Annotated in this window: 1 protein-coding gene; it reads left to right on the top strand. The window is 58.2% G+C overall.

The window, feature by feature from the left end:
• Window positions 1-79: 79 nt before the first annotated feature.
• On the top strand, window positions 80-371 hold a 292-nt coding region (locus LUU93_RS21915), incomplete at its 3' end, for a hypothetical protein (protein WP_232683227.1).

The raw sequence follows: 371 nt of genomic DNA on the forward strand, positions 1-371 counted from the left end.
GTCGCGGCGCCCAGCCGGTTTGCCCAGCGAAGCTAAGCTTCTCAATGGGGAGTGAGTCTTATCTTCAATGAGGTGAGGGATGGTTGAATCACAACGAAAAGTCGCTACACCTGAGTTGTACGAAAAACTGATCGATCGTCTCGGGGTGGCCCTGGACGCTGCAAGAACCGCCGGTCGCTTGCGTGATGAACGCCCGGTAGAGCTGGAACTGCGAGGCTTGAGCCCCGCGGAGTTCGAACTGGTCGAGGCTTACCTCGAACAGGTCGGACATCAAACCTCCACCAGTGAGGCCCAGGTACTCAAGCGTCTCGATACGCCCCGTTCGGCCAAGGTTGTGTGGCTCAAGGACCGGACGCCTGATAAGGATGCTG

The organism is Flavobacterium soyae, from assembly GCF_021245985.1.
GTDB lineage: Bacteria > Bacteroidota > Bacteroidia > Flavobacteriales > Flavobacteriaceae > Flavobacterium > Flavobacterium soyae.